The organism is Pontivivens insulae (genome assembly GCF_900302495.1).
In the GTDB taxonomy this organism is placed as follows: domain Bacteria; phylum Pseudomonadota; class Alphaproteobacteria; order Rhodobacterales; family Rhodobacteraceae; genus Pontivivens; species Pontivivens insulae.
Map to the genome: position 1 here is coordinate 1018280 of NZ_OMKW01000001.1, position 21664 is coordinate 1039943.

A 21664-nucleotide genomic window follows, 5' to 3' on the forward strand; every position below is an offset into this window, starting at 1 on the left:
TTACCGTTTACCGTAGTAGAGACCGACGACGTGCTCAGCTTCGGCAAAGAACAGCCAGCGCGAGGCCAGAATGCCCGCCACATGCGCAATCGCGGCGAGCGCTGCAAGCAGAAAACTGTAGGGCAGTGCCAGCAAAAGAAGTGGCAATGCGTATCCCAGGCCGAAGGCGATGACGCGCAGTTTGAACGCGTGCTTTCGTCCGACCTCATGCACAAACTCACGCAGCAAGTAGTTGGTGCCGGTATGGGGCGGCTCGAACGCCTTCACGCGGCCCATCGTGCCAAGTCCGGTCGCCGTGCCCAGCGTGGTGCCCGAGTCTGCGAGCCGACTGTCGCCCGCCACCCAATGAATCCCTTGGATCACAGCGGCGATCAGCAGCAGCAGGAATGCCAATGTGACCTGACCGACGAAAAGTGCACCGCCGCCCAGTGAGAGCGACATGAACAGGGCGGGTGTTGGCCACTGGTTCCAACGCGGCACTGTCTTGAGCTGCGTGTAGATCATCGACGTTGTGAAGACGGTCAAAGCGGCCAAGATGGCACCGATGATCCCGACGAGGGGGAAAGGCGTCGCTGCAAAGACAAGGCCAGCACCATAGAGAGCCATGACGATAAGAGCTGCGACCGCGGCAATCCCCTCACGGCTCAACCAGCTGGAGCGCCACTGGGTGAAGGCTTTCAGCGCGCGCTCAGGATGGCCAAGGTGGAACGTTGAGGCCAGCAAACCCCCGACCGCCATCAAATAGGCGACGGTGAAATAGGCAAAGGCCGTGAAGCCTGTTGGCGTGTGAACGCCGATCCCCAACCAGAACAGCATGCCGAAGCCGAGACCGGAAAACGTGGTGAAGATGATAACGGATGGTGCGGGATGCATCAGTTCTTCCCTCCGGGCAGGGTGGAGAGGGCCTTGTCAAGCCAGCCGACGAAGCCTTTCGCCTCCGTCGCGACCGGCTTGAGCAGCGGTGTCAGGACGTCCATATCGGGCGCTGCATCGCGCGGGCGCGGGGGCAGGTATTTGTTCACGGGCTTTGTGCCCATCTCAGGCATCAGATCCATGCCGCCACGCTCTGCCGTCAGCTTTGAGACGTTGCTTTCCGGATCAGCGAAATCGCCGAAATGACGGGCGTTTGCCGGGCAGGTGCGTACACATGCCGGCTCCCGATCTTCCTCGGGCAGGTTTTCATTATAGATCCGGTCCACGCAGAGGGTGCACTTTTTCATCACCTTCTCTTTGGCGTCGAGCTCACGCGCGCCATAGGGGCAGGCCCAGGCGCACAGGCCGCAGCCGATACAGTCGCTCTCGTTCACAAGCACGATGCCGTCCTCGACCCGCTTGTAGCTTGCACCCGTAGGGCAAACCGTGACGCAGGGGGCATCCTCGCAATGTAGGCAAGACTTGGGGAAGTGGATCAGTTTTGCTGTCGCGTCCGGTTCCGCCGGTGTCACCTCGTAGCTGTGCACGCGGTTCAGGAAGGTGCCTGAGGGATCTTCGCCATATGGCTCCTGATCCGACAGGGGCGCGCCATAGTTTTCGGTGTTCCAGCCTTTGCAGGACACGACACAAGCATGGCAGCCGACACAAGTGTCGAGGTCGATCACAAGGCCCAGTTTACGTTCGGTTGTTTGGGGGAGCTGTGTCATTTGCCCACCTTCCAGTCGAGGCTGTCCGGCGCACTGGGCACGGGACTGGGTATTTCCGGGTGATGCGGTTTCGTTGCTTCGGGGGCGACCGCCTTCTCGATCTTGACCCGCAGGTCGAACCAAGCTGCCTGCCCGGTGATCGGGTCAGAGTTGGACCAGCGCATGCCGTCCTTGCGCGAAGGCAAAAGCTCGTGGATCAGGTGGTTGAGCAGGAAGCCTTTTGTTGCCTCCGGCGTGTCGCCTTTCAGCGCCCAGGCGCCCTTGCGCTTACCGATGGCGTTCCACGTCCAGACGGTGTTGTCGTTAAGTGCGGCCATCTCCATCACCGGCACAGTGATCTCACCATGGGCGGAGGACACCCGCGCCCAGTCGCCCTCGGTAAAGCCGTGCTCCTTCCAGATTTTGGAGGGTACATAGAGCGGGTTTCGCCCGTGGATCTGGCGCAGCCAGGCGTTCTGCGAGCCCCAGCTGTGATACATCGCCATGGGACGCTGTGTGAGCGCGTGGATGGTGAAAGTGTCGGTGTCGACATGGCTATCCTCAACGGGCGCGTACCAAATTGGCAGCGGGTCGAGACGTTCCTTGATCTGGTCGCGCAGGTGCTCGGGCGGTTGCCGCTCTCCGTGGCCTTCGGCGGCCAGCTGGAAGCGACGCATCGGCTCCACATAGAGTTGGAAGATGTAAGGCTTGACGCTGTCGTAAAAGCCCATCTCGACCGCCCAATCCTGATAGGCCCGGTTGAAGGGTTTGTAGTAGGCGGCATTGTCAGGGACATGCTCCATCCAGAAGCCGCCATTTTCGATATAGCGGTCAAGCTGGTTGGGGTTCACATCGCCGCGTCCGTCGCTGTCTCCTGCAGCGCCACGCCATCCGGCGAGCGGTCCGACGCCGGGGCGGCGGATATGATTGGTGATGTAGTCGGCGTAATCCGCGTATTTTTGGCTGCCATCCTCATTGGTGAAGGCAGGCAGGCCCAGACGGGCGCCCAGGTCGCAGAGCGCGGATTGGAAGCCCTTCACATCGCGATCCGGCTCGATGACCGGCCAGCGGATCGCATCGGCAACAGCGTCTGCTTCACAGATCGGGCGGTCGAGAAGGCTGATGCAGTCGTGCCGCTCCAGATAAGTCGTGTCGGGCAGGATCAGGTCGGCATAGGCCACCATCTCTGACGAGTAGGCGTCAGAATAGATGATATGCGGGATCACGTAATCGCCGTTCTCATCCTTGTCCGTCAGCATCTTCATCGTGCCCGACGTGTTCATGGAGGAGTTCCACGACATGTTCGCCATGTAGAGGAACAGCGTATCGATCTTGTACGGATCGCCCGCATGCGCATTCGAGATGACCATATGCATCATCCCGTGGCTCGACATGGGGTTCTCCCAAGTGAACGCTTTGTCGATACGCGCAGGTGAGCCGTCCTCGCGCAGACAAAGATCATCGGGCCCATGCACGAAACCAAGATGCGGGCCGTCGAGCGGTGCACCCGGCGTCACTTTACAATGCGGCTTGGGATGGGCAGTCGCGGGTTTGGGGTACGGAGGCTTGAAGCGCATCCCACCAGGCGTCTCAACAGCGCCCAGAATGATCTGAAGAACATGCAGTGCACGGCACGTCTGAAACCCATTCGAATGCGCGGAAATTCCGCGCATCGCATGGAACGAAACCGGGCGTCCAACCATGTTGGGATGGGTCTTTCCGCGGAAATCCGTCCACGGCTGATCCACCACGATCGGGCTCTCAAATGCGGTCTTTGCGATTTCACCTGCAAGCTGGCGGATCCGATCCGCACTGATCCCGGTGCGCCCGGCCACGGCTTCAGGGGCGTATTGCGGGTCGAGATAGCGCTCTGCCATGTGGTGCAGAACGGGCAGGTGGGTGATGCCGTCTCGTTCGTAGGTTGCGGACAAGTCCGGCTCGACGCCCTCGCCATCCCACGGTGCCAGCGCGCCGGTACGGGCGTCGATCACTTGCGGACGCCCGTCGGCATCCTTGATCAAAAGGCCATATTCAGGGCTGCTCTCGTCGGCGTTCACAAGGCAAGGTGCGTTGGTGAATTGCGCGAGGTAGTCGAGGTCGATCTTACCTGCACTCATCAGGCAGTGGATCAGCGAAAGGATCAGCAAACCGTCCGTGCCGGGTGTGATGCCGTACCAATCATCTGCCACGGCGTTATAGCCGGTGCGGATTGGGTTGACGCCGATCACCTTGTCCCCGCGCCCCTTGACCTTGCCAATGCCCATCTTGATCGGGTTGCTGTCGTGGTCCTCGGCCACGCCGAACAGAACGAACAGCTTGGTGTGGTCCCAGTCAGGCTGGCCGAACTCCCAGAACGCGCCGCCCATTGTGTAGATCCCGGCGGCGGCCATGTTCACCGAACAGAAGCCGCCATGTGCAGCGTAGTTCGGTGTGCCGAAGCTCTGTGCAAAGAGGCTCGTGAAACTCTGCGACTGGTCCCGCCCGGTGAAGAAGGCGAGTTTCTCAGGCGCCGTCTCGCGCAGCGGGCGCAGCCAACCCTCGGCGATATCGTAAGCCTCGTCCCACGAAATCTCTTCGAACTGACCAGAGCCGCGAGGCCCCACGCGCTTGAGCGGCTTGCGCAGCCGTGACGGCGCATTCACCTGCATGATCCCGGCAGAGCCCTTGGCGCAGAGCACGCCCTTATTCACCGGGTGATCGCGGTTGCCCTCAATATAGGCGACCTTGCCATCCTTCATGTGCACGTTGATGCCGCAACGGCAGGCGCACATGTAGCAGGTTGTCTTGCGAATTTCGTCCGAGACCTTCGGAGAAGTGTCGATGGATGGCTGATGGTGACCCATATTTTGATCCTGTCGCTCTGGGCCTTGGCCGCGTTATTGATACTTCTGGTCTTATTTTTAGATCGCTAGTTTCTAACGATTTGAGAGCGTTTGGCTAGGTCCTTTCTGAAAAAGGTATGAGTCCAACGCCGCACGCCCCGCGCTGAATTGCGCGTGAAGATACTCTGCAATCAAAAATGTAAGCGGTTACATATCGGGATTGATGCTGTTTGTACACCCCTTGCGCAACAGCTATTCGACGCTGTAGCGACGCCCGTTTTCGCCGGCAAAGTGTGCCCGGCAGGCTGCCGCAAAGGCTGTGACGATCCGGCGAGCGCGGACCTTGTCATATCCGATCGACAGCGAGAGTGGCGGAAGCGGGTCAGAAAGCGGGACGCAGACCACGTCTGCGCCCGCATAGCTCGTTGCAGTCGAAGGCCGCATGTTCAGGATGGCGCAGCCCATGCCGCTGGCCACCATGCTGCGTACCATTTCCGTTGAGGAGGCAAGGCCGCGTACCTGCATCCCTTGATCCTGCGCCGTGAAAAGCCCGTTGTAATAGGCTGCGGCAACGGGTCGGTTCAGAACGATGAGAGGCTCTTTCGCGACGTCTTTAATCGAAACACTGTCGCGAGACGCGAATGGATGCGCCTCCGAAACAAGGCAATAGGGGGACGCTTCCAGCAGGACATCGAATGCGACGTTCGGACGTACATCATCGCTGACGAAAAGGATGACGTCGTATGTTCCGTCGATCAGCCCTTGCTGTGCGCTGTCATTGTCACACTCATCAAGCTGCAATTCGACATCCGCATCCGGCGGCAGAATTTTGCAGAGGATCTGCGGCAGAAAAGCCGGGGCGATGGGGGCGTAATAGCCAATTCGCAACGTTCCTCCAAGCTTGTGTTTAAGGTCCGCCCCTTCGGTCAGAAGTCCGCGATACTCCTCCAAAAGGTGTTCACATCTTAGGGCGACGGCGAGTCCATTCGCATTTGCTTGAATACCTCTTGAGCGTTGACGGGTGATCAAGGTGAGGTCGAAAGCATGCTCGACCTGATCAATCGCGGTCCCGACAGCCGAGGCCGCGATGTTCAGTTCGTCGGCAGCCTTGGCAATGTTTCCGTGCCGAACCGCGGTAACGTAATACTCCATCGCTTTCAGGGTCAGAGCCATGCATCCTCGGGTTTTCAGCTGAAAATGAGCGATTAAAACTGTTTTTCATTACATCAGAGTTCGATCACGGTGGGCAAGAGATTCAAGATCGCGAGGTGCCGATGTCTGATGCTCCCCTAAAGGGCTGGAACCATGTTCCTGACGTGCCGCTGAAAGTGTCGCCTTTTTTCCGTTGGCCGTTGCGTCCGCTGGAAATGGTCGCATGGGTCTGGAATTCCTGGTTTCTGATCACGGAACGACTGATCCTGGTCGGGGTCGCCTTTGCCTCCTTTTACTGGTTCCAGCCCCCACTTGAGGAAACACGGACCCTTGCCTTTGGCTGGGTCGCGGAAATGTACGTGCGCAACCTCGTGCTGATGACGGCCGTTGCGGGCGGCCTGCACCTGTATTTCTACACATTCACCAAGCAGGGCCAGCGCCTGAAATACGATCCGCGTCCCCTGATGAAGAACGGTCGTCAGTTCACGTTGGGTGGGCAGATCCGGGACAACATATTCTGGACCTTAGCCAGCGGCGTGACGATCTGGACCGCCTACGAGGTTTTGATGTTCTGGGCCTTGGCCAACGGATATGCCCCGATGCTGACATGGGCCGCTCACCCGGGCTGGTTCGTTGCACTATTCGTGCTGATCCCGATTTGGGAGAGCTTCTATTTCTATTGGATCCACCGCTTTTTGCACATTCCATTCTTCTATAAGCATGTGCACGCCCTCCATCACCGCAACATCAATGTCGGTCCCTGGTCTGGTTTGTCGATGCACCCGGTCGAGCATGTGATTTTCCTAGGCTCTGTGCTGATCCATTGGATCGTTGCGGCCCATCCGGTGCACATCCTCTATCACCTGCAATATTATGCCCTGACGGCGGCGACGACCCATACGGGTTTCGAGGGGCTGGTGGTCAAGGATCAGAACCGGCTGCGGCTCGGGACGTTCCATCATCAGATGCATCACCGGTATTTCGAGTGCAATTACGGGTCACTTGAACTGCCATGGGACAAGTTTTTCGGCTCGTTCCATGACGGAACCGAGGCATCGAATGACCGGATCAAGGAACGCCGGAAGCGGATGACAAACGGTTGAGCGCGGTGGCCCTGTTAGCGCAGGGCCTCTTCAATTGCGGCAAAGTTGGCGCGCATGGTCTGTGCAAAATCCATGTCACCCGAGGGCATCGTTAATGGATGCACGACAGCTTGAGCGAGGCCTAAGTCGGCGACGGCAGCATTCGCAGACGCCGGTGGTGCTGCCTCCCAGATGAAGAGTGTGGCACCCGTCTCTGCGATCAATTCACTCAGTACGGCGAGCTGGTCCGCATTCGGTTCTGCCCCCGCCTCCCAGTCTAGCGAGGTGATCTCCAGGTCATAAGCCGCGCCGAGATACTCATAGCGCGGGTGACTGGCGATTGTGGGAACTGCGTCGCCGTCGACAAGCGCATTTCCTTGCGCATCGAGCGCTGCAAGCAAATCGGCCAATGCCTGCAAATTTGCAGCAACATCAATATCTGGCAAGGCTCGGCCAATGGCTACGGAAAGCGCTTCGGCCTGCGCCGCAGCAATTTCAAGGTCGAGCCATGTGTGCGTTGCGACCCCTTCGTGGCTGTGGCTGCCTTCGGCGCCATGGCTGTGCGTAATCGTCTCGGTCTGGATGAAGCGATCTGTAAGGCCGCGTGTCGTCTCCACGGTTCTGGCACGGGGCAGGGCGGCGCGACTGGTCCAATCGGCAAGCCCGGCGCCGTTCAGAACGATCAAATCGGCCGATTGAATTTCCCCAATCTCCGCCAGGCTGGGGCGCCAAGATGAAGGATCGCGTCCTTCCGGCACAACCAGCCTTACATCCGCGGAGTCGCCGGCAAGCTGTTCTGCGAAATATGCGACGGGATAGCTGTCAGCGACAATCACCGGGCGATCCTGTGCGCTTGCCGCGCCAGCCATGCAAAAAAGGAGCAGCAATGGCAAACGCATCAGTTCTCCTCCCCAAGATCTGCGGGGGTCAGCAGCCAATAACCTTCATGATTGTCCCCCGTCTGAACGACGATGGACAATCCGTCTGATGCCACTTCCCGATCGAGCGGAAAGCGCGCTGTGCCGTCACTCTCCAGAGCCACGACGAAGAGTTCCTCGCCTTGCGCATCCTCAACGGTGACGTCCCCACTTACGGGGATCCGCCCGGTGGAGAAACGTGCCTCCACCACAACGAATTCGGTTCCGTCCACATCCTGAACGGATGCGAAGACATTCACACGATGCGCGAGCGCAGGCGCAGCGAGGGTGAGACTCAGGATGCAGGCGAGAAACGTGCGGATCATTGGGAGATCCACTCCTCGAAATGCACCCAGATCACGGCGCCCAGTTCAACGGCCTTCTCCTCACCTTCGAACGCCATTGTCTCTGGCGCGGTATTGAGGGCGGCGAAACCCCACCATCCAGCGGAGGGCGTTGCATAGGTGAAGACACCGTTCTCGTCGGCCTTGATCGTCTGGGTGATCATCAGCTCAGACGGTGCGGCAGTTTGCTGACCTTCGTTGTAGAACTCGACCTCAATCTCGGCATAGGGAACGGCTTCGCCTTCGAGCATGACGATCCCTTGGAACACGTTTCCTTCCCACAGTCCGAAGGGTTTGGAGAGCGGAACAATTTCTGTGCGCAGACCAAGTTCCGCATCCCAGCCCTCGTCATCGCCATAGGCGGACACGTAGGTCTTGGTGAAATGTTGGATGAAGGCGTCCTCTGCCGGTTCCCAATATGGAACGGGCGTCATCGCAAAGATATGTGTGCCCGGGCGGTCGAGGGTGTGAGACAGCGTGTACCCTGTCTCTCCCATGATCGTTGCCTCTTCCAGTGCGCCGAGCAAATCGGTGGCCTCGCCCTCATGCGTCACTGTGAACGCTTCGGGGCGCTCCAGGATCATGCCCGCCTCTTCGAACGGATGGGAAAAGCTGATGGCCAAATCGACGGAGCGGCCATCTTCCTGAGCCAGCATCGGGGTTGATGGGATGATCATGCCGTAATGTGCAGCTACGGGCGCAGCAGCAATCAATGCAGCGAATGCGGTAGAGATGACAAATTTCATGATCAAATACTCCTTAGGATCCAAATGCGACGAGGCGAGATACGATGATATCGGCGTAAGATGACAGTGCAATTACAACTGGTGTCGCAAGCAATGCGGCCCCCAGAAGCACCAGCGCAACCTCCGCCAGCGCCAGGCGCGCGATCATGCTTCGACCGGCGCCAAGGGCGAAAGCGGTGAACATTTCACCGGCGCGCAAGCGCCACGACAAAAACAGTGCCAACCCAAGGGCAAGGGCCGCAGCAAATCCGACAATGACTGTGACAGTGTCAACGAGGGCCGCAATGCGAAGCAGCCGGGCCACAAGCGCATCAATCACGTCTGACGGCACAACAGCCTGAACCGGGCCCTCCGCATCCAGATAGCGGCCTCGCAAAATGGTTTCTGAACGGATGTCATAAGGCGCGACCATCACCGCCGTGACCGGGTAGCCATTCGGATCGCCATGGAAGTGGAAGCTGGCTTCATTCTCGGGCGTTATGCGGGAAAACTGTACGACGCGGGCGGCAGCGCTGGCGGCGTCCTCGCCCTCCACAATGATATCTTCATGACCGTGGCCAATGCCCTCAATGATCCAAGCGGTCTTAATGTCTACAAACACCGCATCGTCGTCCGGCGTGCCGCGCGGCTCTAAGATACCGCTGATGCTCATTTCAAGTGGGTATGCCCCATCAAGGTCAAACAGGTTTTCGGGATCCGATAGAATGGTTTCCCCGACGCCCAGCGACAATTCGCGGGCCGCGTTGGCCCCCAGCACGGCTTCCCCAAGTGTCGCAAAGACCCGCCCTTCGGAAAGTTCGAGGTTGCGTAGGTCGAAATAGTCGAGTGTTGTGCCGACGATCCGCACACCTGACGCCGTGAATGTAGTGTGCAAAGGGGCCGGGATGCCGAGCCCGCTGTCCCAGACTTCTTCACTCGTGGCCATTGTGGTGGGCTCTGGCAGATCATCCGTGAAATACGCGCCCGCCATCACAAGATCGAGGCGACTGCCGCGTGTTCCCAGCAAGAGGGGTGTCGCCTCGGCGCGCGCGGTCAGCGCAGCCTCACCCGCAGCCAACAACGTCCGCGTTAACACCGGTACGGACAGGACGAGCGCTGCCGCAACGATCAGCACGATTGTGCGCGCCCAGTGATATCGAAGATTGGCTGCAGCCAGATATAGCGCGTTCATGACGTTTGGCTCAGTTCGCTGAAGTCGATCACGCGGTCGAAGCGGGGCAACAACTCATGATCATGCGTCACGGCGAGCAGTGCAGCGCCTGTCTCATCCGTTTGGGCGAAGAGCAGATCCAAGGCGGCCGCCTTGTTTGCGGGATCGAGGTTACCGGTCGCTTCATCTGCCAGCAGGATGCGCGGGCGTACGACCAGCGCGCGGGCGATCGCAACCCGCTGTCGCTCGCCCTGGCTGAGTTGCGCGGGACGGCGGCGCATTTTCTGTCCGAGACCGAAATCGGCGAGCAGGCCGCGTGCTCTGTCCCGGGCGGTCCGGTCGAGCTTTAGACCCTTGCCCACGCGATAGGGGTAGAGAACGTTTTCCTCGGCGCTGAGATAGTCCACCAGTGCGAATTCCTGAAAGACAAAACCAATCCTGCTGGCCCGCATTTGGCGGCGCTGATGGTCCTGCAGGCCGGAAATTTCCTCTCCATCCAGAAGCACCTGCCCTGTATCTGGCACGACAATCCCAGAGAGCAGGTTGAGCAGCGTCGTCTTACCTGTGCCTGACGGACCGACAACCGCCACCTTCTCACCCGTTGTGACGGTCAGCGTATCTATGCTGATGGAGAAGCCTGATCCGTAGGCAAAGCGGACATCGCTAACCTTGATCATTGCGTGACCGTGCCCAGTGGTTCGATTGTGGTAAGCGTACCGTTGTCTGATCGGTCGACATCGGTGAGTTCAAATTCGCTAAGGCGCCATGCCGTCTCTGTTGCAGAAATCAGCAGGACCGCGGAATAGGCATTGCCGCGCATGTGGGTATGCTCAGCATGACCCACCTCGCCCAATACCGCCCAGCGGATGTCAGCGCGCAGCGCGCCGTTCTCGAAATCCCAAGTGCCGCCCAAAAGCTGCAATTCGTGAACAACCTGATCGGGCAAGCCACCACGGGCAAGCGCGCCCGCCCGTTCCAGATAAAGTGCACTCAGCGCGTCACCGACGGCCACCCCAGCAAGTCCATCGTAAATGGCAGTCTCGGACGTTTCGGCAAAGGCGGCGTAGATTTCTTGCAGGACAGCAATGGTCACATTGTAAGACGCATCCATCAAGGCGTCTCCATCCACAGGTGCCGCGACACCGGGTGCGGGCAGCGGAGCCGCCGGTCCATTGCTAGACCCAAGGAAACGTGCTCCGCCAAGCAGGAGAACTGTCGCGAGTACGGCAACACCCGCCACAATGCCGATCATTCTGAGAGAGTAGTTCGCCATGCGCGTACGGTATGCAAACCCCGGCGGGCTGCAACCGCGAAATGGTGCCTGTGGCAAAATTGCTGACCAACTGGCCTCTGCGATCAGTCCAGCAATTGTGACGACATTCCCCGATTTGACTAGTGAATGGCCCTAACTGCCTGATCGATGGCGTACTGGGTGCGTTGCAAATCCTCGTCCGTGATCGCGAGGGAGGGGTATAGTTTGCCGGGGGATTTGAAGATTCCGTTTGTGCGCAGGCTGGCGTTGAACTCGGCGTTGCGCGCCGGATCGTCGTGGCGGGCGTTTCTGTAATTGGTGCAGGTGTTTGAGGTGAAGTAGACGTCAAACAGTGTTTCATCACCGCAGATTTGATGGTCGATTTCGGCCCTCGCCAGCGCAGTTCTGATCATCTTCTGAATGTCGGCCCCGGTCGCACGCAATTGCTCATAGGCGCCGTCCCGACTAAGAACCTCCATTGTTTTGAGGCCAGCGGCGGCGGCGACAGGATTGCCGGATAGCGTTCCAAGTTGCATCAACCATCTACCTGCGCCGACTGCATGTTTGTCGAAATGGGCCATGATATCGGCGCGTGCTCCGAGTGCGGCCAATGGGAAGCCTCCACCTATGATCTTGCCGAGTGTGCAAATGTCAGATGTGACGCCATACCGCTCCTGCGCGCCGCCATAGGCCAGTCTGAAGCCGGTGACGATTTCGTCAAAAATCAACAGAACCCCGTGCTTGTCGCAGAGCGTCCGTAGACCCTTCAAAAATCCTGGCTGAGCCGGAATGATGCGCTGAAGCGGCTCCGCTATGATTGCGGCCACGTCGGCATGCTCTGACAGCAAGGCCTCGACTGCCGCAAGATCATTGTAGGGTGCGATCAACATCTGATCGGCGACACTTTGCGGAATGCCGGCACTGTCTGGAACAGCTTGCGGGAAGTTTACCTTGCGATCTGGCGCAAGGCTCATCTGTGCCTCGGCGCTCATTCCGTGATAGCCGCCTTCAAATTTGAGGATCTTGTCGCGGCCCGTAAACGCCCGCGCCAGGCGGATCGCATACATGTCGGCTTCCCCGCCAGACGCAACGAAGCGAACCTGTTCGCAGCAGGGAACCGCTTCGACGATTGCCTCGGCCAGTTCTATTCCCTTCGCATTGTTGGCAAAGAACGTCATGCCACGCGGCAATTGTTCCAGGACCGCCTCCATCACCTCTGGATGCCCGTGCCCCAGTAGCATTGGCCCGGATCCTATTAGGTAATCGACATATTCGTTGCCGTCTTGATCCCAGACACGGCTTGCGTGACCGTGGGAGATGATGATGCCCGGATCGAAATTCCCAAATCCACCGGCAGGAAGCACAGCCTGCGCGCGTGCGATCCAATCTGCTTGTGTCGAGAGTTTGAGCATTACGATATCTCCAGGATCGGGGCGCCGAGGACAGAGACGTCCGGCGTGATGCCGAGCCCCGGCCCGTCTGGCGGCGCAATGCGGCCGTTCGCGCGGGTCGGCCCGTCGGGTGCAATACGCGGCGCGACATAGCTAGACAAATCACAGGTGTTCAGTAACGAGCCGGGCGGAGTTGAGGCGGCGAAATGCAGGCTTGCCGCCGTCACGATATCCGACCCCCATGTGCACTCGGCACAGATTTCCGCGCCAAGATGAACGGTCAGATCGCGTGCACGCTGCATTGCAGACAGACCGCCGAATTTCGATAGCTTCAGAGCGACCGCATCCAGACAGCCCAATTGGCGTGCCCTCAGAAGAGTTGCGAGATCATGGGCACCTTCATCAATCTTCATCGGCAGGCCTGTCACCTGACGAACAGCGGCACAATCCTCCAGAGTTTTGCAGGGTTGTTCCAGCATGATATCCAATGTAGCCACCGCGCGCCCTGTCCGAGTCGCGTGCAACTTCGTCGCTCCGCAGTTCCAGTCCCCGTAAACAAGGGGCCCGGGGCCAACTGCTTCGCGCACCTTGATGAGGCGCTCCGCATCGGTCTGCCAGCAGGCGTCGGCCCCCAGTTTGACCTGAAATTGCCGGATGCCTGTTGCGTACGCATCACGTGCAATCCGCGCCATTTCATCAGCCTCTATGCATGTGATCGAGTGATAGAGCGGCATGTCGGCGCGGGTCCGCCCGCCCAGCAGGGTGTAGAGGGGTTGATCAACAGCTTTTCCGAAAAGGTCCCAGAGTGCGATATCGATCAGTGATTTCGCCGCCTCATGGCCCAGCAAGACCACATCCAATCGCCCCATGATCGCATCGACCCCCAATGGAGACTTGCCGAGGATATTCGGCGCCATCTCCGCGACGGCGCTTGGGATGCCGCCGGCGAAAGCGGGAAGATAGTGTGGGATGGGACAAGCCTCGCCCCAGCCGGTGAGACCGATATCAGTTTCCAGTCTTAGCACGTGACTGGTGACGGTCGCGCAAGTCTTACCTTCCGCCATATAATAGGTCTCATGGCTCGTCAGCGGCACCGACCAGAGTGTGAGGTCTCTGATCTTCATCCGTAGCTCGCAAGTGCTGGGCCGAGCAGGGTTTCGTCTGGTTCAACGCCTAGTCCGGGTGCTTCGGGTAAATGCAAATGGCCGTCCTTATTTCTGGGGCCGCGCCCCGGCGCGATGTCGACAGTGATCATGTCCTGACAGGCCCAGACGGCGTGGCAGTTCGCATCAGGAATTGTCGCTGCGAGATGGAGTGCTTCGGCATCGGCTAGGACAGTGCCGCCGGTCGCCATTACGAACATGTCGATGCCATGGGCCAGTGCGATGTCGCGCATGCGTGCGGCCTTTGTCAGACCACCTACCCGGTTCAGTTTGATACCGAAGATGTCGGCAATACCATCGCGCGCGATGCGGGCGGCGTCCTGAAGGGTGACGAGGCTTTCGTCGACCGAGACCGGTGTTGCATGCCGCGCACTGATGGCGGCAATGTCCTCCAACGTCTCGCAGGGCTGTTCGATCATCACGTTGAGACTTTCAACAGCGTTCAGGACGCGCAGCGCCTGCTGTCGGCTCCAGCCTCGATTGACGTCATAGAGAATGATGTCACCGGGATTCCGCATCGCCTCCACGTCGCAGATGCGCGCGATGTCACGTTCCACGTCCCCCCCGATTTTCACGGAATGCGCGATGTAGCCCCGCTGGCGATATCGCTCTATGACCTCTCGCGTTTCTGAGACGGTCTTCGCACCCACAGATGACGCGATGGGGCGCGGGGTGCGCGACCCGCCGCCCATCAGATCGGCAATTGGCAGACCGGCAAATTTACCGGCGATATCCCAGCATGCCATGTCGATAGGGCCCTTGGCATAGAGATGACCGGGCAGGGCCAGATCCATCGCTCTCTCGACATCCAGCAGACGTCGGGGGTCCAAGCCAATGAGGAATGGCGCCATCGTTTCGATCCCGGCGCGTATGCCCGGTCCATGGGCTGGAACGTAGGTGTGGCCCCATGGTGTGCCTTCGCCCCAGCCGACCAGACCGTTTTCGGTCTCTACCTTCACGATGGTCGCGTCGAGCGTCTCAAATTTCAGGCGCCCGCCGGACAACCAGTACGGATGCTCCAGGGGCAGATCCACTTGATAGATCGTGATGCGGCTGATCTTCATCTGTGGTCCCCAAGGTGGGACCATGGACGACACATCGGGCACGATAGGTTCACCCGCTTTCCATCAGTGATCACGATCTCTTCTGACGCTGTCGGAGGTCTACCGACAGTCATTGGGAGGTTTCCAATACCTGATCTGTTCGCGGTCGCGAACTCTCTGGATCATAGGCCGGGGCGCCCAGCACCTTCGCGGTACGGGGTTCCCCGTGAATGATCACCTCAAGTCGTGTTCCAGGAGCTGCGGCATGCGGCTTTACATAGGCGAAGGCGAGGATCTTGCCGACAGTCGGACCATACGCGACTGAGGCGGTCGAACCCACGACCCCTTCGCCGAGCATCACCGCCTCACCGCCATGCCCGTCGGCTTTGCCGTCTGGTTCGATCTCAAGATATGCGCAGATCCAAGGCAGGTCCTCGTTCAGCGTCTGTGCCTTTCCCAGATATTCTTTGTCCTGCCGGGCAAATCTGAGGACATCGGCCTCCGCCAACGTGACCTCGTTGGTCAGTTCGCCTGCGCCCTTGAACGCCTTTTCCATGCGCATGGCATTCATCGCAAAGCTTCCATAGTCGGTGAGCCCGTGTGGAATGCCCGCTTTCGTCAGTGCGGAGTAGACATCGACACATGCGGCGTTTGGCATGTGAAGCTCCCAGCCGAGCTCGCCCGCATAGGACATGCGAAGAGCCAACACCTCATGACCTGCTACCGAGATTGTCTGGGCGCTGAGCCACCGGAAACGAGCATTGTCGAGCGGCGCATCTGTACATGCGGCCAAAACGTCCCTCGCACGTGGTCCATTCAGAGACAGCGCAGACCATTGATCCGACAGTGCGGTGATCGTCACCTGTTCGTCATTCTTATTCTGTGTCAGATGATCCAGCATGCGCTGTTCAAAAAAGGCGGCACAAACGAGGTAGAAGCGATCTTCTGCCAGCCTGACAATGGTTGTTTCCAACTCGATCCGTCCCCGCCGGTTCAGCTTATGGGTAAGCGTGATCGATCCGGGCTTTTGCGGCATGCGATTGGCCGTAAGCCTGTCAAGCAAAGCAAATGCTCCGGCGCCTTCCACGAGTACTTTGGTGAACGCAGTGACATCCATCAGGCCGACTGTTTCGCGAACTGCTCTCACCTCGGCGTTGACCATCTCGTCAACAACGGTGCGGTTGAAGCTGTAGTGGTCGCGCTGCTCAATGCCTTTGGCAAAAAAACGGGGACGCTCAAAGCCAAAGACTTCTTCATGAACGGCACCTTTTTCCTTGAGAATTTCGTGCAGTGGCGATGGCTTGACGGGGCGGCCTGCCAGACGGTTCAGATGAGGAAAGGGAATTTCATGACGCAGGCAGTAGTCTTCTTCCGCCTTGGTCACTTGCCACTGCTTTGTCGCGTATGATCCGAAACGACGGGGATCATAGTCGCGCATCGAGATATCGGCCGCACCATGTACCATCCAACGTGCCAATTCCCGCGTCAGACCGGGCCCCCAGCCAATGCCGATCTGCGTTCCGCAGCAGCACCAATAGTTCCGAACGCCCGGCGCAGGGCCGATCAGCGGATTTCCGTCCGGTGGGTGAGAGATCGCGCCGTGAACCTCTCGCTGGATACCGAGATCAGCGAAGATTGGCATACGGTTCAGGCTCTCCTCCAGATAGGGCATGACACGGTCGTAATCCGCATCGAAGAGCCAGTTCTCATAGTCCCAGGGACAATGGTCGTGCCAGACGGAGTTCGGATTCTCTTTTTCGTAGATCCCGATCAGTCCTCTCTGCTGCTCCATCCTGATATAGCCTGAGACTTTCTTGTCATCGCGGATCACGGGGAGTTCGTGATCCAACCCACCGAATTCCGGGACAGGTTCGGTGACAAAATAGTGGTGGGTCATCGACGTCATCGGCAGCTGCAGGCCAGACCACTCGCCCATCTGGCGTGCATATGTTCCGCCGGCATTCACGACATGCTCACAGGTGATTGTGCCGCGCTCTGTCTCTACAATCCACTCTCCGTTAGCGGCCTGAGTGATGTTGGTGGCCCTGCAATGGCGAATGATCTGAACGCCTTTTTGTCGGGCGCCTGCGGCCATTGCCATGGTGACATTTGTCGGATCGACATGACCGTCATCGGGGGTGTGAAGTGCACCCTGCACGCCTTCCAGATTATAGTACGGGTGCAGCTTTGCGACGTCCTCTGGACCGACGAGCTCGATGTTGAAACCCAGGGATCGCCCGACGGACAGGGTGTGGCGAAGCCAATCCATCTCATCCGATGTGTAGGCCAGACGGAACGACCCGCATCCGTGCCATGTCACGGGCTGACCGGTCTCCGCCTCAAGCTGATGAGAGTAGAGGCCGATATTGTAATCTACGCATTTGCCAAGGCCGAAGCTGGAGGTTGAGTGCGTGATCTGTCCCGCTGCATGCCAAGTGCTGCCGCTGGTCAGTTCGGCCTTTTCCAGAAGGACCGTGTCTGCGCCCCAACCTTCATGCCCAAGGTGATAGGCAAGCCCCACACCCATCACGCCGCCGCCGACGATAACGACACGCTTGTGCGTTGGAAATTCAGGCATCGCTCGGGTCCTTCGAGTCGCTTTTTCTCTCGACAGGCTAAGCGGACAGATTTACCATCGTCAATCATGAATGGGACAAATGTATCAAAGGCGATTTTGGAGCGGCTGGCCGCAGAGCTTTCCGAGCTGACGCCAGAGGCGCGCAAGGCTGCGACTTACGTCTTGGAAAACCCACGCGATGTGGGTGTCTCTACGGTGCGTGAAATTGCCGAAGCCGCGAACGTCAAGCCCAACACCGTGGTTCGCATGGCGCGTCAGGTGGGTTTCGAAGGGTATGAGGATTTTCGGACGCCATTTCGCGAGGCGATCCGGAAGGGGGCGGCTGATTTTCCTGACCGCGCGCGCTGGCTACAGGACATTCGCAAGTCTGGTGATATGGGCGCACTGCTGGCCGATATGGTGCAGGAGACATTGCGAAACGTGGAGGACACGTTCGCTGCTGTCAGCGCCGATCAACTGGAGGCGGCTGCGAACGCAATCTGGAATTCGCGCAATGTCTACGTCCTTGGCGTTGGGATCAACAACTCGAACGCCCGGAACTTTACCTACCTTGCAACGACGGGGATGGTGCAGATCCATGCGATACCGCGGCCCGGCTCCACACCCGTTGACGATCTTGCCTGGGCCGATGAGCGCGACGTCTTGATTGCAATCACCTGCAAGCCGTACCGGGTGGAGGTCGTTGAGGCCGTCTCCATCGCTAAGGAACAGGGTATGACTGTCGTCGCGCTTTCAGACAGTCCTGCCAGCCCAATCCTGCGGGATGCCGACCACGGCTTCACCGTCTCGGTGGAAACCCCGCAATTCTTCCCGTCCTCGGTCAGTATCATCGCGCTGCTTGAAACGCTTCTGTCATTCGTGGTCGCCGTCGCAAGCGATGAGATTCCCCAGCGCGTCGCCACGTTCCACAAGCGTCGCCATCAGCTTGGCCTGTATCACGAGGAATAGAGATGCCCGAACCGATCCGCAGTCTCGACGCCCGGTACTACACCGATCCGCAGGTCTTTGAGGTAGAGAAGCGCGGTGTGCTGGCAAAGACGTGGCAGTTTGGATGCCACCTGTCTGAACTGGCCGAGATCGGGGCCTATACGACGTTTGAGATCGCTGGCGAGAGCCTGTTTGCCATCCGCGGCCGCGATGACAAAGTGCGCGTCTTCTACAATGTCTGCCAACATCGCGCCCACCAACTGGTACAAGGGGCGGGGACGACGCGCGTCGTCGTATGCCCCTATCATGCCTGGACCTATGAGTTGACCGGACAATTGCGGGCCGGGCCGAACATCCATTCGGTCGAAGGCTTTGATCGTTCAACGATCTGCCTGACCGAGGTGCGGTCAGAGCCATTCGTCGGCTTCCTCTTCGTGAATCTCGACGCGGACGCAAAGCCGATGGACCATTGGTTTCCGCAGGCGCGCCAGCAGCTTGAGGCATGGGTTCCAAACTGGGCGGACCTGCGCCCTTTGGAATGGGTCGACATCCCAGAGAGATGCAACTGGAAGGTCTCCGTCGAGAATTACTCCGAGTGTTACCACTGCTCGCTATGTCATCCGACATTTGCCAGCGGCGTAATCAGACCGGAGACATATGACGTTCAGCCTCAGGGGTACTGTCTGCGGCACACAACCGAGTGTCAGAGCCTTGATGCAATGACATATGACATCAACTCAGGCTTTGATCACTTTGATGAGTATTCCAGCTGGTTTTTGTGGCCGATGTTTTCCTTCCAAGTCTATCCCGGCAATGTCCTGAACACATATCATTGGCGGGCGCTGGATGCGTCTCACGTTGTGGTCTGGCGCGGATGGTACACGGTCGACGGTGTGGATGATGAGAAGGTTCGGCGGCTGGCCGCACAGGACCGCTCAACCACCGTCGAAGAAGACATTCACCTCGTTGAAAGCGTGCAGCGTGGACTTGGATCGAGGGGTTATAGGCCCGGACCACTTGTCATCGACCCTAAAGGCGGTGTGAATTCGGAGCATCCCGTGATGCATCTGCAGCGCTGGATGCGCGAAGGCGTTGATGCATAGATTTGGCGCACGACACGCCCGCAAAATTCCCACAGGAAAAGAAGGAAAACAGTCATGAGCGCTTTTGATGAGGATCTGTTCCTGAGGGGTCTTGAACAACGCAAGGCGACGCTGGGCGCTGAATATGTTGAGAAGAACCTAGCCGCAGCGGATGATTTCACCCGACCGTTTCAGGAGGCGATGACAGCTTGGTGCTGGGGCTTTGGTTGGGGCGATGATGTGATCGATGCCAAGACCCGGTCAATGATGAACCTCTCGATGATCGGTGCGTTGGGCAAAATGCATGAGTGGGAAATTCACTGCCGTGGTGCGGTCAGCAACGGCGTCTCGAAAGAGGAGATCCGCGCGATCATCCACGTGATTGGTATTTACTGTGGTGTGCCGCAAGCTTTGGAGTGTTTTCGCGTCGCCAAAAAGGTGCTTGAGGAGAGTTGACCGACCGGATCGTTATTTAGCGCGCTTCGCGTGGAGCATTTGTCCATGATGAGGACAACACTAATCCCGGGCGGTCTTGAACTCCCCAATCAAAACCGCCTCGTGGAACGATTGCTCGGCTGCGGTGATCATCTTGCCTTTCGGAGTGTCCTTGCGGCTTGCCAAGCCAAGATGACGCACTGGGCTGGTCTGACCTAACGGGATTGTTTTGAGCCGATGGAGCGAGGCTTCGCGGATGCAACGCTGTGGGACAATAGAGATGCCCAGCCCCGCGGCGACCATGCTGGAAATAGCCTCCAACCCTTCCAGCTCCATTACGTCATTGACGGCAATGTCCTCGCGCTGAAGCCAGGCCTCCACCTGACGCCCGACGACGGCATCGCGATTGAACCTGATAAAGGGTTGGGTTCGCAGAAGGACCGTTGGGTTTTCGTTGGGCGCTTTTTCCGAGGCAATCAGAACCAAAGTCTCGCTCGCCACTTTCGCAAACTGCAGTGTCGGAGGGATGATCTCAGGGCGGGAAATGATAGCGGCGTGGATTTGGTCACGATCCAGTTGCAACAGCAAGCGGTTGGTGAGGCCGGGCACAACCCGTACTTTGATATCCGGTTGCCTGATTTTCAGCTCCGACAACGCAAGGGGGACGAGCCCGGTCAGCGTTGTCGGTACTGCGCCTAGGATCAATTCGCCTGATAGCTGCAGCTTTGCGCCGACCTTGTCCGGCAGGCTGTCATAGGCCGATAGAACAGATTGTGCCTCGCCGACGAGCGCCAGCCCGGTCTGAGTAAGGCGCGGTGTCCGGGAAGATCGGTCGAACAGGTCCAGACCCCATGTTTCTTCGAGCAGACGCATTTGCTGACTGACTGCAGCGGGCGTGAGATGGGCAGCGTCAGCAGCCGCACGAAAACTTCCATGACGGTGGATAAAGACCAGAGTGCGTAATGCACGAATGCTCAAATGGGATGACCTTTGTTAAAATTGCCTAAATCAAAGGTTCATATTTTTTCGTTTTTATCAAATCCATTTTGCCTTTACCCACGACCTCACCCGCCTGCAGTTGCAATTCTAAGAGGCCGCTATGGTTGCTCCGCTCACCAACGACTACAAATTGATTGAGGCAAAGCCTTTCGCGCCCAATTTGGGGGCAGAAATCTATGGCGTTGATCTCAGCGAGCCGGTGCCCGACGCACAATTTGCTGAGATCCGCGACGCGTTTCACAAGTATCAGGTACTGTTCTTCAAGGCGCAAAAGGAGATCCCACCAGAGCAGCACATCGCGTTTGGAAAACGGTTCGGACCTCTGCACGCCCATCCGGCCGCGCCAACCATGGCAGGCTATCCTGAGATCTTCGAGATCCATGCGACAAAGGACTCGAAGGTTGCTAATGGCGAGTTTTGGCACTCGGACGTTTCGTGTGATGAGACCCCACCGCTTGGAACAATGCTTCAAATTCACATCCTGCCCAGTTGCGGCGGGGACACCATGTTCAGCGATATGTATGCCGCCTATGAGGATCTTTCCGATCCAATCAAAACCATGCTGGGCGGGCTTTCCGCGCTCCATAGCTCAGAGCACATTTACAAGGGGCGCTACTCCGACCGGGGACGCAATGATGCGGATATCGAGTGTCCGCAGGCGGTCCATCCGATTGTGCGCACGCATGCCGAGACGGGCCGGAAGTCCCTATTCGTCAATCGGACATTCACCACCAAGATCCTCGGTCTTTCCGACAGTGAGAGCGATGCAATTCTCAATATGCTGTTTGAGCATGCGGAGCACATCAACTATCAAATCCGCTTCCGCTGGAGCCTCAATGACATGGCGTTCTGGGACAATCGCTGCTGTATGCACCGGGCGATCTGGGACTATTGGCCCGAAGAGCGGAAAGGCCGCCGCGTGACTGTCAAAGGAGAGCGGCCCGTCTAGCGAGCAAGCGCGC

The 21664-nt window shown here is 58.5% G+C and carries 20 protein-coding genes; 5 read left to right on the forward strand and 15 right to left on the reverse strand.

The window, feature by feature from the left end; genetic code table 11:
* From POI8812_RS04805 to POI8812_RS04820, 4 genes are all read right to left on the reverse strand, one after another.
* Positions 1–873, reverse strand: a complete 873-nt coding sequence (locus POI8812_RS04805) for a dimethyl sulfoxide reductase anchor subunit family protein (RefSeq protein ID WP_108781355.1) — start codon at positions 871–873, stop codon at positions 1–3.
* On the reverse strand, positions 873–1640 hold the full coding sequence (locus tag POI8812_RS04810) for a 4Fe-4S dicluster domain-containing protein (protein ID WP_108781356.1): 768 nt from the start codon (positions 1638–1640) through the stop codon (positions 873–875). Before POI8812_RS04810 ends, POI8812_RS04805 begins: the two co-directional genes overlap by 1 nt.
* The gene (locus POI8812_RS04815) at positions 1637–4462 is read right to left on the reverse strand and encodes a molybdopterin oxidoreductase family protein (protein ID WP_108781357.1); all 2826 of its coding nucleotides are present in this window, start codon (positions 4460–4462) and stop codon (positions 1637–1639) included. The genes POI8812_RS04810 and POI8812_RS04815 overlap by 4 nt, the downstream gene beginning before the upstream one ends.
* A 231-nt stretch (positions 4463–4693) precedes the next feature.
* Positions 4694–5614, reverse strand: coding sequence for a LysR family transcriptional regulator (locus tag POI8812_RS04820; RefSeq protein WP_108781358.1), 921 nt, complete (start codon positions 5612–5614; stop codon positions 4694–4696).
* 101 nt (positions 5615–5715) lie between these two features.
* On the opposite strand from POI8812_RS04820, the gene POI8812_RS04825 reads away from it, so the two are divergent.
* On the forward strand, positions 5716–6696 hold the full coding sequence (locus POI8812_RS04825) for a sterol desaturase family protein (RefSeq protein ID WP_108781359.1): 981 nt from the start codon (positions 5716–5718) through the stop codon (positions 6694–6696).
* Between the two features lie 14 nt (positions 6697–6710).
* Here POI8812_RS04825 and POI8812_RS04830 read toward each other — a convergent pair whose 3' ends face one another.
* From POI8812_RS04830 to POI8812_RS04875, 10 genes are all read right to left on the reverse strand, one after another.
* Positions 6711–7574 carry a metal ABC transporter substrate-binding protein gene (locus POI8812_RS04830; protein WP_108781360.1) on the reverse strand — a complete coding sequence of 288 codons (864 nt, stop codon included), beginning with the start codon at positions 7572–7574 and terminating at the stop codon, positions 6711–6713.
* A complete protein-coding gene (locus tag POI8812_RS04835) occupies positions 7574–7918 on the reverse strand; it encodes a hypothetical protein (RefSeq protein ID WP_108781361.1) in 345 nt (114 codons plus the stop codon). Before POI8812_RS04835 ends, POI8812_RS04830 begins: the two co-directional genes overlap by 1 nt.
* Positions 7915–8682: a DUF4198 domain-containing protein gene (locus tag POI8812_RS04840; protein ID WP_108781362.1), complete on the reverse strand. Its 768-nt coding sequence runs from the start codon at positions 8680–8682 to the stop codon at positions 7915–7917. Before POI8812_RS04840 ends, POI8812_RS04835 begins: the two co-directional genes overlap by 4 nt.
* A 13-nt stretch (positions 8683–8695) precedes the next feature.
* Positions 8696–9853: an ABC transporter permease gene (locus POI8812_RS04845; RefSeq protein WP_108781363.1), complete on the reverse strand. Its 1158-nt coding sequence runs from the start codon at positions 9851–9853 to the stop codon at positions 8696–8698.
* Positions 9850–10509 carry an ABC transporter ATP-binding protein gene (locus POI8812_RS04850; protein WP_108781364.1) on the reverse strand — a complete coding sequence of 220 codons (660 nt, stop codon included), beginning with the start codon at positions 10507–10509 and terminating at the stop codon, positions 9850–9852. Before POI8812_RS04850 ends, POI8812_RS04845 begins: the two co-directional genes overlap by 4 nt.
* The gene (locus tag POI8812_RS04855) at positions 10506–11105 is read right to left on the reverse strand and encodes a hypothetical protein (protein WP_146186120.1); all 600 of its coding nucleotides are present in this window, start codon (positions 11103–11105) and stop codon (positions 10506–10508) included. Before POI8812_RS04855 ends, POI8812_RS04850 begins: the two co-directional genes overlap by 4 nt.
* Before the next feature lie 119 nt (positions 11106–11224).
* On the reverse strand, positions 11225–12496 hold the full coding sequence (locus POI8812_RS04860) for an aspartate aminotransferase family protein (RefSeq protein WP_108781366.1): 1272 nt from the start codon (positions 12494–12496) through the stop codon (positions 11225–11227).
* Positions 12496–13599 (reverse strand): mandelate racemase/muconate lactonizing enzyme family protein, encoded by a 1104-nt coding sequence (locus tag POI8812_RS04865; RefSeq protein WP_108781367.1) that lies wholly within the window; start codon positions 13597–13599, stop codon positions 12496–12498. The genes POI8812_RS04860 and POI8812_RS04865 overlap by 1 nt, the downstream gene beginning before the upstream one ends.
* Positions 13596–14702 carry a mandelate racemase/muconate lactonizing enzyme family protein gene (locus POI8812_RS04870; protein WP_108781527.1) on the reverse strand — a complete coding sequence of 369 codons (1107 nt, stop codon included), beginning with the start codon at positions 14700–14702 and terminating at the stop codon, positions 13596–13598. Before POI8812_RS04870 ends, POI8812_RS04865 begins: the two co-directional genes overlap by 4 nt.
* Before the next feature lie 109 nt (positions 14703–14811).
* A complete protein-coding gene (locus POI8812_RS04875) occupies positions 14812–17259 on the reverse strand; it encodes an FAD-dependent oxidoreductase (RefSeq protein WP_108781368.1) in 2448 nt (815 codons plus the stop codon).
* Positions 17260–17325: 66 nt separating this feature from the next.
* Here POI8812_RS04875 and POI8812_RS04880 point away from each other — a divergent pair, with 66 nt between their 5' ends.
* From POI8812_RS04880 to POI8812_RS04890, 3 genes are read left to right on the forward strand one after another with little or no spacing between them, the layout of a single operon-like run.
* Positions 17326–18207: a MurR/RpiR family transcriptional regulator gene (locus POI8812_RS04880; RefSeq protein WP_108781369.1), complete on the forward strand. Its 882-nt coding sequence runs from the start codon at positions 17326–17328 to the stop codon at positions 18205–18207.
* Between the two features lie 2 nt (positions 18208–18209).
* Positions 18210–19289, forward strand: a complete 1080-nt coding sequence (locus POI8812_RS04885) for an aromatic ring-hydroxylating oxygenase subunit alpha (RefSeq protein WP_108781370.1) — start codon at positions 18210–18212, stop codon at positions 19287–19289.
* A 54-nt stretch (positions 19290–19343) separates the two neighbouring features.
* A complete protein-coding gene (locus POI8812_RS04890) occupies positions 19344–19724 on the forward strand; it encodes a carboxymuconolactone decarboxylase family protein (RefSeq protein WP_108781371.1) in 381 nt (126 codons plus the stop codon).
* A gap of 60 nt (positions 19725–19784) precedes the next feature.
* On the opposite strand, the gene POI8812_RS04895 is transcribed toward POI8812_RS04890, so the two are convergent.
* On the reverse strand, positions 19785–20681 hold the full coding sequence (locus tag POI8812_RS04895; protein ID WP_108781372.1) for a LysR family transcriptional regulator: 897 nt from the start codon (positions 20679–20681) through the stop codon (positions 19785–19787).
* Positions 20682–20802: 121 nt separating this feature from the next.
* On the opposite strand from POI8812_RS04895, the gene POI8812_RS04900 reads away from it, so the two are divergent.
* A complete protein-coding gene (locus POI8812_RS04900; protein ID WP_108781373.1) occupies positions 20803–21651 on the forward strand; it encodes a TauD/TfdA dioxygenase family protein in 849 nt (282 codons plus the stop codon).
* Positions 21652–21664 lie beyond the last annotated feature (13 nt).